We start from the raw sequence: 1,316 nt of genomic DNA, 5'->3' as shown, positions 1-1,316 counted from the left end.
TGCTCTTCCGATCTCATTGATTCGCCTTCCTCAACGAACATTTTTACAATAGTCGCCTTCTTTGCAGCTACGAGATGCTGAGGGGTATATGCTTGCTGTTTTTCAGGCTCTTCCTTTTCTACAACCTGGAAATGGTAGGTTGTCCCCCTTAATTCCACACCTACCCAGGTTATTTCCTTCACTTTATCCGTCAGGTCACGTTGGAGGAGATCGACATTTTTAATCGTGAACTGGAGGCTCCCATGTTTCACGCCCATATCGGCCAATTCTTTGCGGATTTGATGCTCGATCGCTGGGCTGGCCCCTCTTATTTCAATTCCCCAAACCATATTGGACAAAAACATGAGGATGATGAGAAATGCAGCCGCACCAACGAGAAAACCGCTGTTTGTCCAAATTCTGCGTAAAAAGAAAGGGCCCCCAGCCCTCTCGATAAAGCGGATTTTACACTGGCTGGACCTTGCAGGGACCCGCAATTTTTTAGCATCCTGCACATTTATTTGAAATGTCACTGCTTCGGTACCATGCCTTTTCACATTCCAGATCAGGATTCCACTTCGCGTCAGCTGGTTCAAAAAACGCTCGATTCCCTTTCCGGTTACTTTGACACGGAGAGTTCCCGCAAACAAATTGATCCATTGATTTTTCATGAGCTTCCTCCTGAATCATTCATTGATATATATCACCTGGTCGATTTTCCCTTCAAGCAGTATCTCTTCCGGGAGAATGGTTTTAATGACAAACGCCTTCCCCTTCACCAGCAGCTGGCCCTGTTTCAGGAGCAGCCTCAGTTCTTTGTCGGAGAAAGCCAGTAAACCGCGGTGGTTTTCAATATAGATATGGATTTGTCCAATCATGGTGATACGGGGGAGATCCATCATGACATCAGGTGGAAGGTCCATTTTTTGGGTCATCCAATTTCGAATAAGCTGGCTCCATTTCTTTGCCATAAAAAAAGAACCCCCTTTCAACTCATATGTATGAGCTGAAAAGGGGTTCTAGCACATCTTTTTAACAGGATCGATCCGGGATGGACAAGCTTATCTTCGCCTCATCGTCCGGTGGGGATCCCGCGCTCTTGGCGGCCCCAGAACCTGAGCCCAGGCAATTCCTTCAATCAGGCGGTTGCCATCGGGATTCAGGTCCAGAGTAACAGGCTTTTCCTCGTTGCCAGCCTGGGCCGAAGCAGGGCCCCCGCTTACGGTACGAGGTTCATGCCTCGCGGATTCCATCATTTCCCGTCTTTTATCTTCATAAATTTTCTGGACATCCGTCAGCTGAGGGATGCTTGCAGCCGTACGTTCAGCCTTTTTTTC

The 1,316-nt window shown here is 47.8% G+C and carries 2 protein-coding genes and 1 pseudogene; all 3 read right to left on the bottom strand.

What is annotated here, in order from left to right; all coding sequences use genetic code 11:
* Nucleotides 1-650: sporulation protein YqfD (locus WQ57_RS22400; protein ID WP_046525903.1), on the bottom strand; the 650-nt coding region annotated here is incomplete at its 3' end.
* Between the two features lie 15 nt (nucleotides 651-665).
* Entirely contained in the window at nucleotides 666-950 is a 285-nt protein-coding gene (yqfC, locus tag WQ57_RS22395; protein ID WP_046525902.1) for a sporulation protein YqfC, read from the bottom strand.
* Between the two features lie 90 nt (nucleotides 951-1,040).
* Nucleotides 1,041-1,316, bottom strand: a pseudogene (locus WQ57_RS26920) (hypothetical protein); the annotation flags it as partial.

It is taken from the genome of Mesobacillus campisalis (assembly GCF_000986785.1).
Classification (GTDB): Bacteria; Bacillota; Bacilli; order Bacillales; family Cytobacillaceae; genus Mesobacillus_B; species Mesobacillus_B campisalis.
This window is presented reverse-complemented; position numbering and strand designations above follow the sequence as displayed.

Coding starts and splice junctions, on each gene's coding strand:
- yqfC (WP_046525902.1), bottom strand. CDS start 950: ATGGCAAAGAAATGGAGCCAGCTTATTCGAAATTGGATGACCCAAAAA.